This window comes from Ensifer sp. ZNC0028 (assembly GCF_000799055.1).
Lineage (GTDB): Bacteria > Pseudomonadota > Alphaproteobacteria > Rhizobiales > Rhizobiaceae > Ensifer.
Map to the genome: position 1 here is coordinate 67,568 of NZ_JTLA01000108.1, position 8,528 is coordinate 76,095.

Genomic DNA, 8,528 nt, shown 5'->3' on the forward strand with positions numbered 1-8,528 from the left:
TTCAAGCTCCCTTGGTCTGTGCCACGACGGCCGCACGGCGGCTCTGCATCGCAAACAGCCGGGCAATCGCCGGCCTGAACATGTTTTCGAGTGCACCGGCAAAGAGAATGACGAGACCCTGGATGATGACGATCATGTCGCGCGAGATCGACGGCATTTCGAAGGAGATTTCTGCTCCGCCCTGGTAGAGCATGCCGAAGAGAATGGCCGCCGGGATGATGCCTGCCGGGTGCGAACGCCCCATCAGCGCTACGGCGATGCCGACGAAACCGGCGCCCTGAACGAAATCGAGCTGCATGCGACCCTGCTCGCCCATGATCGGATTGAGCGCCATCATGCCGGCAAGCGCACCTGAGATCATCATGGTGATGACGGTAATACGGCTCTCGCTCATGCCGGCGTAACGGGCAGCCGAAGGGCTGTGGCCCATGGTGCGCATCTCATAGCCGAGCTTGGTGCGCCAGATCAAAAGCCAGACGCAGAAGGCCGCGACCAGCGCCAGCAGGAACGAGACGTTGAACGGCGCCGTGCCGATATCGAGGCCAAAGATCGCGAGCAGCCAATCGAGCTTGGGCAGTTGCCCCCCTTCGGCGAAGGTGCGCGTCTGCGGCGACATGGAGCCAAGCGGCTTCAGCACGCGTGTGAGCAGGTAGACCATCAAGCTCGAGGCGATGAAGTTGAACATGATCGTCGTGATGACGATGTGGCTGCCGCGCTTGGCCTGCAGCCAGCCCGGCAGGAAGGCCCAGGCGGCGCCGAAGAAGGCGGAACCGAGGATCGCCAGCGGGAAGACGACGAACCACGGCATCGTCTGGTCGAGCCAGAGGCAGGCGAGTGCCACGCCGATGCCGCCGACATAGGCCTGGCCTTCGCCGCCGATGTTGAACAGGCCGGCATGGAAAGCGACCGCGACGGCAAGACCGGTGAAGATGAAGGTGGTGGCGTAGTACAGCGTGAAGCCGAGATATTCGCCGCGGCCGAAGGCGCCGTTGATCAGGTGATAGGCCGCCTCCAGCGGGTTTTCACCGACGAGCAGCACGACCAGACCGGCGACGAGGAAGGCAACGGCGAGGTTGACCAGCGGGACGAGGCCGTATTCGACCCAGCCCGGAAGCTTCGCATAGGGGGTGCTCATTCTGCGGCCTCCTTGCGGCCTTCAACGCCGGCCATCAGCAGGCCGAGTTCGCCCTCGGTCGCATCCGGATCGCGCTCGCCGACGACACGGCCGGCAAACATGACGAGGATACGGTCCGACAGGGCGCGGATTTCATCGAGTTCCACGGAGACCAACAGGACAGCCATGCCCTGGTCACGCATCTCGATGATCCGTCTATGGATGAATTCGATAGCGCCGACATCGACGCCGCGCGTCGGCTGACCGATGATCAGCACATCGGGCCCGCGCTCCATTTCGCGCGCCAGCACGATCTTCTGCTGGTTGCCGCCGGAGAAATTGGCGGTCTTCAACCGCGGATTCGGCGGGCGGATGTCGTATTCGGCAATGCGCTGCTCGGCGTCCTTGCGGATGGCATCGACGTTCAGGAAGACGCCGTTGAGGTAACGCTTGTCGTGATGGTAGCCGAGGATCGCGTTTTCGCATTCCTCGAATTTCAGGACGAGGCCGACATGATGGCGGTCTTCCGGCACGTGGGCGAGACCACGGTTGCGCAGTTCGGAAGGGTCGGCGCGGCCGGTAACGTCGATCGGCTTGCCGTTCAGAAGCACGGAGCCCGATACGGCCCGGCGGATACCGGAGATCGCTTCGAGCAGTTCCGACTGGCCGTTGCCGGCAACGCCGGCGATGCCGACGATCTCGCCCGCCCTCAGGTTGAGCGAGACGTTGTCGACCATGGTGACGCCGCGGCCGTCCTTGACCGTCAGCCCCTCGACGGCGAGCTTCACCTCGCCGGGCTTGGCCTCGCCCTTTTCGACACGCAGCAAGACGCGACGGCCGACCATGAGTTCAGCGAGCTCTTCCACCGAGGTCTCGGCCGTCGTGCGCGTCGCGACCATCTCGCCGCGGCGCATGACCGATACCTCGTCGGTGATCGCCATGATCTCGCGCAGCTTGTGGGTGATGAGGATGACGGTCTTGCCCTGGTTCTTCAGCTGTTCTAGCACCCGGAAGAGGTGGTCGGCCTCGGCCGGCGTCAAGACGCCGGTCGGCTCGTCGAGGATCAGGATGTCGGCCCGGCGATAGAGCGCCTTCAGGATCTCGACGCGCTGCTGCAGACCAACGGGCAGCTCCTCGATGACGGCATCCGGATCGACCTCCAGCGCGTATTCGCGCTCCAGACGCTTCAATTCCACGCGCGCCTTGGCGATGCCCTTGTTGAGGATCTGGCTGTCCTCGGCGCCGAGCATGATGTTTTCGAGCACCGTGAAATTCTCGACCAGCATGAAATGCTGGTGGACCATGCCGATGCCGGCGGCGATCGCCGCATTCGGATCACGGATGGCGACGGGTTTTCCATCAACGAGGATTTCACCGCTATCGGCCTGATAGAAGCCGTAGAGGATCGACATCAGGGTCGATTTTCCCGCACCGTTTTCGCCAATGATGCCGTGGATCGTCCCTTTGCGGACCTTTAGATTGATGTTCTTGTTGGCGTGGACCGGACCGAAACTCTTGTCGATCCCACGCAGTTCGATGGCAATATTGTCCATATTGGCCTTGCGATCCCCAAACTGGCCCGCTTCGGCATTCTTCCCAGAAACCGTGCCGGCGATTTTTTTACCATTTGGTCTAAGTTTATCATCGATTTTTCGGGGCGAAAGCCCTCAACCGTGATCTCCTTATACTCTCATCAGATCGCTGGTGAGAGTCCAGCGTGAATATACACAGGCACTTGGACGCGAAAAACCGGCGACAACGGGTGCCGCCGGTCCTTCGTCTTGGGAGTTATGGTGGTTCTCAGGCGGCTCGCACGGGCCGAAGCAGTCTGAGGGCATTCATCGTGACGAGAACGGTGGCACCGGTGTCGGCGAGGATCGCCGGCCAAAGGCCTGTGACGCCGATGATCGTCGTCACCAGGAAGACGGCCTTCAGGCCAAGCGCAATCGTGATGTTCTGTACGATGTTGCGCATCGTCGAGCGGGAGAGCCGGATCATCGCCGCAACGTCGCTCACGCGGCCGTGCAAGACCGCCGCGTCCGCCGTTTCCAGCGCCACATCGGTGCCACCGCCCATGGCGATACCGATATCGGCCGCGGCCAGCGCCGGCGCGTCGTTGATGCCATCGCCGATCTTGGCGACATTGAAGCCTTCCGCCTTCAGTTCGCGCACGATGCGTTGCTTGTCCTCGGGCAGGAGTTCCGCACGGACCTCCATGCCGAACTGGCGGCCGATCGCTTCGGCCGTGCGGCGGTTGTCGCCGGTCAGCATGACGACGCGCAGGCCGGCATCGGTGAGCGCCTTCACGCCCGCGGCAGCATCCGGCCGGGGCTCGTCGCGCATGGCGATGGCGCCGGCAATTACGCCACCGGCCACCAGCACCGAAACGGTCTTGCCTTCATCGTTGAGAGCCGCGACGCGCGCTTTTTCGTCGGGCGTCATCGGCGTCCGCTCGGCGGCGGCCTTCGGCGAACCGAAGAAGAGTGCTGCGCCTTCGACCGTGCCTTCCAACCCCTTGCCGCCCACCGCATTCACGGTGGCGATAGTGGGGATCGCAACGCCATCGGTTGCGCTGCGTTCAAGGATGGCGCGGGCAAGCGGGTGGCTCGATCCCTGCTCCAGCGCGGCCGCCAGGCGCAGAACGTCGGCCTCCGAGCGGCCGAAGCCGACGATATCCGTCACCTTGGGCTTGCCTTCGGTCAGTGTTCCGGTCTTGTCGAAGGCGGCGGCCGTGACCTTACCGACATTCTCAAGCACGGCGCCACCCTTCATCAGCAAGCCGCGACGGGCGCCGGCCGAAAGGCTGGCGGCGATCGCTGCCGGCGTCGAGATGACCAGCGCGCAGGGGCAACCGATCAAGAGGATGGCTAGCCCCTTGTAGATCCATTCATCCCAGGAGCCGCCCCAGAGAAGCGGCGGCAGCACGGCAACAAGGGCCGCAACGACGACGACACCCGGCGTGTAATAGCGCGAGAAGCGGTCGATGAAGCGCTCGGTCGGCGCCTTGCTTTCCTGGGCTTCCTCCACCATGCGGACGATGCGCGCGATGGTGTTGTCGGCGGCGGCGGCCGTCACCCGCACGCGCAGCGCGCCGGAACCATTGACGGTGCCGGCAACGACAGTGTCGTCGACCTCCTTGGTCACCGGCGTGCTCTCGCCGGTCACCGGCGCTTCGTCGACGGCGCTTTCGCCGGACAGAATGACGCCATCGGCCGGAATGCGGTCGCCGGGGCGAACGAGAATGACGGCGCCGACGCTCAGCGTCTCAGCGGGAACCTCATCCAACCGCCCGTCGCGCTCGACGAAGGCGGATTTCGGAACGAGCGCCGTCAGCGACTGGATGCTGGCGCGCGCCTTGCCGGCGGCCACGCCCTCCAGCAGTTCACCGACCAGGAAGAGCAGGACGACCATCGCCGCCTCCTCGGTCGCACCGATGAAGACCGCGCCGATCGCGGCAATCGTCATCAGCATCTCGATCGAAAACGGCGTGCCCATGGTTGCGGCGACAAAGGCGCGCCGCGCGATCGGCAGCAGTCCGACGAGCATCGCCAGCGTAAAGATCCAGGGCTCGGTCGCCGGGATCGTCTTGCCGACCGCATAGGCAGCAATCAGCGCCAGGCCGCTGGCGATCGTCAGCTTGCCCTTGCCCGACTTCCACCAGGGACCGCTCGTCGGGCCGTGATCATGACCATGAAGACCCATCGCCGCTGCGGCCGCCTCACTCTTATGGCCAGCGTTGCCTTCGTGATGATGGGCGTGATCATCGTGTCGGTGATCGTGATCATGATCATGACCGTGGTCGTGATCGTGACCGCTGTGATCGTGGTCATGGCTATGGTCATGATCGTGCTCATGATTGTGATCGTGCCCGGAGCAGACATGGGCCGTCTTCCGCTCCTGCGCCTGGCTTGCCTGGATCGGATGCAAACGATAGCCGAGCTTTCCGACCCTGCTCACGATCGATGTCGAAAGATCGTTCTCGTCGGCAAACTTGACCGACATGGTGCCCGCCGACACAGAGACCGATACGTCCTCGACGCCCGAAAGCCGACGCACCGCCGTATCGATCTTGGACGCACAGGACGCGCAATCCATGCCTTCGACGCGATAACGGGCTTCCCGAATTGTGCTCGCCATAACCTGCTCCTTGCAAATTCTGAAGCAAGGCTACGACCTCTAGCAACTAGAGCTACAAGGCCAAATTGCCGCCTGAATGCAGATTTTTGGCGAATTATCGTGACAGGAAGCGGATAACCCAGTCGGCGATACCCCGATAGGGTGGTTTCACCAGGTCGCTCGGCGCCGGATCGAGTTTCCTCAGCACCGGCATCGCCTTGGAGAAGGTCAGGAAGCCGTCGCGCCCGTGATAGTGCCCCATGCCGCTGGCGCCGACGCCGCCGAAGGGCAGGTCGTTACAGCCGAACTGGTAGAGCGTGTCGTTGACGCAGACGCCGCCGGCGACGATGCGCGACAGAACCGCCTCGATTTCGGCCTTGTCGCGACTGAAGCAATAAAGTGCCAGCGGGGGGTCGCGATCGCGCACATAGGCGATGGCCTCCTCGGTGGAAGCGTAACTGACGATGGGAAGGATCGGCCCAAAAATCTCCTCGCCCATGACAGCACTGTCGCGGTCCGGATCAAGCACGAGTGTCGGCATGAGGACGCGTTGCCGCGCGACCACGTTCACTGCCCCGTCGAGAAGGGAAACCACCGGATGGCCGCGCCCCTCGGCGTCCGCAATCAGCCGCTTCAAGCGCTCGTACTGGGCGTCGTTGATGATCGACGTGTAATCGTCGAGACCGCGTTTCGACCGGTAGCGCGCGGCAATCTCCCGCTTCAGCAGTTCCGTGAAGGCATCCCGCTTGCTCTCATGGATCAGCACATAGTCGGGCGCGATGCAGGTTTGCCCGGCATTGAAGAACTTGCCGGTTGCGATGCGTGCGGCAGCCTTGGCCAGGTCCGCGGCTTCGCCGACGATCGCCGGCGATTTGCCGCCGAGCTCCAGTGTGACAGGTGTCAGGTTCTGTGCGGCGGCCGCCATCACCTTGCGGCCGACGGCGGTCGAGCCGGTGAAAAACAAATGATCGAAGGGAAGGGCCGAGAAGGCTGCCGAAAGCTCGGCAGCCCCGAGGGCAACAGCCACCCGCGTCTCAGGAAAGACTTCGCCAAGCAGCGAGCGAAGGAACTCTGCGGTGCGCGGCGTGTGTTCGGACGGCTTCAGGTGCACGTGGTTGCCGGCCGCGATCGCCGCCACCAGCGGCGCCAGCGCCAGATTGACCGGATAGTTCCACGGCGAAATGATGCCGACGACGCCGAGCGGCACGTACCGCACCTCGGCCTTCGCCGGCCACAGTTTCCAGCCGGCCTTGCGACGCTCCGGCCGAACCCAATGTTTGAGCTTTGCCAGCGTGTGGTCGATTTCCGCAAGCACGACGCCACCTTCGCCAAGCAAGGTCTCATGCCGGGCGCGATGGCCAAAGTCCTGGTCGATCGCCTCGCACATCTCCTCCATGCGGGCGCGCAGGCGATCCCTGAGCCGGCTCAGGTCCGCACGGCGTTGCTCAACGGACGGCCTTTCGTCGCGCCAGGCTGCGCGCAGTCCGTCAAAGGTGGCACGGAGGTGTGAAGTATTGTCAGTGGCTGTGGTCATCGGTCGAACGGGCAAAAAACCATTGGGCCGCGTAATAGGTGCCGAGCACCCAGAGCGCGTTGAAGGGGATCGCGAAGCGGAAGCGACCATAGGCGAGAATGCTGTCGCTGATCAGGAACAACAGGCCGCCATAGGCGGCGAACCGTGCTGCCGTCGCCTGAGGCGTTCCCGCAAGCTGCCGGGCCCGGGAGATGGCCTGGGCCGCCATGACACCGAGCGCCAGTGCATAGATGATGACGGGAATGCGCATGTCCTCGGGAAGCGACGTCCAGAGCCCACCGACAACCGCGAGCGCAACGAGGGCAAAGGCGGCGAAGATACCTTTGCTATCGGCAAATCTGGCGTCGCGGGTGAGCGCATAGATGTAGGCGCAATGGGTCAGCAGGAAGCAAACGAGGCCGGCGAGGAAATAATCACCCGGCAGCATCAGGAAGACATCGCCGGCTGCCGCAAAGACAAGGCCGATCGCGACGGCCCAGGTATAGGCACTGGATGTTTGGGAGATCGTTCGCAACACCACGACGAGAAGCAGCAGGGTCGCCGTGGGCTTGGTCAGATAATGCAGCCAGCGCCAGAAAGAATCGTCCGAGGCGGAAAGCAGGCTGCCGAGGATTGCCAGGCCGGCACAGACAAAAAAGAGCGCGTAGGCGGGTCGATTTTGCCGAACGTCCAGGGTTCCCTGATAACTCATGCGACGCCACTCCCCCGCCCTGTCCGAGCCGCGTTTGGGCTCCGGTTCACCGCGATAGTTTCTATTTTTGCGCGATTGTCCAGCGCGGTTCGCGACATCAAGAACGACCACGCTTTCCCGATGATATGCGATCCGTCATCGCCCATGTGATGAACCGACTTTCTCGCGGCCGGATTGGCCTTTCGCCGGCGGCGGGCCCATAGTGCGTTCATGATCGCCAGTCCCGCCAGCCGGCCGCAGCCAAAATCAGACCCCGAACTTCTGTTGTTGCACGCCTTGCCGCTCGACGGCTCCATGTGGGCGAAGCAGATGCATCTTTTGCCTGACGCAACGTATGCGCCAAGCCTCTATTGCGCAGGCGACACCCTTCACGCTTGGGCGCGAGCCGCGCTCGAACCGGTCAAGGGCGACAACATCATCGTGGTCGGCTGTTCCGTCGGCGGATCCTGCGCACTCGAGGTCGCGATGATCGCGCCGGAACGGGTATCTTCTCTCGTGCTCATTGGTACGAAAGCGAGACACCGGCCCGATCCGGCTTTCCACGCCCGCGCTCTTCGGGTGATCGAGAAGGATGGCCTGGAGGCGGCCTGGGAAACCTACTGGGCGCCGTTGTTTTCACGCGCCACGAGCGCCGCCGTCGTCGACCAGGCGAAAAGGATGGCACTGCCGCACTTACCCGGTGAGATCGCCCGCGGGGTCAGCGTGTTTCACACAAGACCGAGCCGGGATGATTGCCTCTCCGCGTTTCCCGGCCGTGTCACGATCGTAAGCGGTGCGGACGACGTTGCTCCCGGGCCAAAGATCAGCGCCTCCCAGGCAGAAGCCACCCTCGATGGACATCTGCGCATCATCCCCGAGTGCGGTCATTATGTACCCTTGGAGCGACCCGGCGCACTCAATCGGATACTGGCTGAGGTAATCGCGGCGCAGCGGCGGGAGCCAAGAACCCGTTGATGGCGTGCTGGCGGCGCGACTTGGCGCTGTTTGTTTCGCCTTTTGGTGCGGTGTCAACTTCGCCTTAGAACGGACAAAAGCCCGCTGGATTTCTCCATGCGGGCTTTTTTGATTTGGTT

At 63.3% G+C, this 8,528-nt stretch carries 6 protein-coding genes; 1 reads left to right on the forward strand and 5 read right to left on the reverse strand.

Going from position 1 to position 8,528, the window contains the following annotated elements; all coding sequences use genetic code 11:
• Position 1 precedes the first annotated feature (1 nt).
• The 5 genes from L981_RS25305 to L981_RS25325 form a co-directional block, all read right to left on the reverse strand.
• Positions 2-1,135, reverse strand: a complete 1,134-nt coding sequence (locus L981_RS25305; RefSeq protein ID WP_034805123.1) for an ABC transporter permease — start codon at positions 1,133-1,135, stop codon at positions 2-4.
• The gene (locus tag L981_RS25310; RefSeq protein ID WP_043622811.1) at positions 1,132-2,667 is read right to left on the reverse strand and encodes an ABC transporter ATP-binding protein; all 1,536 of its coding nucleotides are present in this window, start codon (positions 2,665-2,667) and stop codon (positions 1,132-1,134) included. The genes L981_RS25305 and L981_RS25310 overlap by 4 nt, the downstream gene beginning before the upstream one ends.
• 247 nt (positions 2,668-2,914) lie before the next feature.
• Positions 2,915-5,251 carry a heavy metal translocating P-type ATPase gene (locus L981_RS25315; protein ID WP_043622814.1) on the reverse strand — a complete coding sequence of 779 codons (2,337 nt, stop codon included), beginning with the start codon at positions 5,249-5,251 and terminating at the stop codon, positions 2,915-2,917.
• Between the two features lie 94 nt (positions 5,252-5,345).
• Positions 5,346-6,764, reverse strand: coding sequence for a coniferyl aldehyde dehydrogenase (locus tag L981_RS25320; protein WP_043622817.1), 1,419 nt, complete (start codon positions 6,762-6,764; stop codon positions 5,346-5,348).
• A complete protein-coding gene (locus L981_RS25325; RefSeq protein WP_043622820.1) occupies positions 6,748-7,455 on the reverse strand; it encodes a lysoplasmalogenase in 708 nt (235 codons plus the stop codon). Before L981_RS25325 ends, L981_RS25320 begins: the two co-directional genes overlap by 17 nt.
• Positions 7,456-7,665: 210 nt before the next feature.
• Between L981_RS25325 and L981_RS25330 the strand changes: the two genes are divergently transcribed.
• The gene (locus L981_RS25330) at positions 7,666-8,409 is read left to right on the forward strand and encodes an alpha/beta fold hydrolase (protein WP_043622823.1); all 744 of its coding nucleotides are present in this window, start codon (positions 7,666-7,668) and stop codon (positions 8,407-8,409) included.
• Positions 8,410-8,528: the final 119 nt, after the last annotated feature.

Bases quoted from the DNA above. Each gene is read 5' to 3' on its own strand.
- L981_RS25330 (WP_043622823.1), top strand. From the start codon at position 7,666: ATGATCGCCAGTCCCGCCAGCCGGCCGCAGCCAAAATCAGACCCCGAA.
- L981_RS25320 (WP_043622817.1), bottom strand. From the start codon at position 6,764: ATGACCACAGCCACTGACAATACTTCACACCTCCGTGCCACCTTTGAC.
- L981_RS25305 (WP_034805123.1), bottom strand. From the start codon at position 1,135: ATGAGCACCCCCTATGCGAAGCTTCCGGGCTGGGTCGAATACGGCCTC.
- L981_RS25310 (WP_043622811.1), bottom strand. From the start codon at position 2,667: ATGGACAATATTGCCATCGAACTGCGTGGGATCGACAAGAGTTTCGGT.
- L981_RS25325 (WP_043622820.1), bottom strand. From the start codon at position 7,455: ATGAGTTATCAGGGAACCCTGGACGTTCGGCAAAATCGACCCGCCTAC.
- L981_RS25315 (WP_043622814.1), bottom strand. From the start codon at position 5,251: ATGGCGAGCACAATTCGGGAAGCCCGTTATCGCGTCGAAGGCATGGAT.